At 50.9% G+C, this 574-nt stretch carries 1 pseudogene; it reads left to right on the top strand.

Going from position 1 to position 574, the window contains the following annotated elements:
• Positions 1-85: 85 nt before the first annotated feature.
• A pseudogene (locus R7P74_RS28160) lies at positions 86-574 on the top strand (peptide ABC transporter permease); the annotation flags it as partial.

Raw genomic sequence — 574 nt, 5'->3', positions numbered from 1 at the left:
CGCCTCACTCACCATCTTCTTTAATCTTGTGGTCGATTTGTTGTACACGGTGATCGACCCACGTATCCGCGTTTAGGAGTCAAACATGTTATCGATTAAGAAACTGGATACTCAATCCTTACAAGACCAAGTCGTAGACAATATCGAAGCGGTGGAAGGTCGCAGTTTGTGGCAAGACGCCTGGGCTCGTTTCCGAAAAAACCGCGCCGCGATGACATCGGTTTATGTGCTCACGTTCATCACTTTGTGCATCACGTTTGGCCCCTCGATTGCGGCCTTTGGACACGATGAGATTGATTGGGACGTACTCGCCGACCCATACGAACTGGGGAAGCCATCACTTAGCAGCGGCCATTACTTTGGTACCGATGATCTCGGCCAAGACCTGTTTGCCCGCACCATGCAAGGCGGTCGCCTTTCAATTTTAGTTGGCTTCGTGGGCGCGTTAGTCGCCGTCGTTATCGGAACGATTTGGGGCAGCATTTCAGGCTACCTAGGCGGCGTCGTAGATAGCCTGATGATGCGCATCATCGAAGTGTTGGATTCAGTTCCATTTATGTTCATGGTCATCCTT

Source organism: Vibrio sp. 2033 (assembly GCF_033339735.1).
The sequence above is the reverse complement of the archived record's forward strand: the minus strand, read 5'-3'. Positions and strand labels throughout refer to the sequence as shown.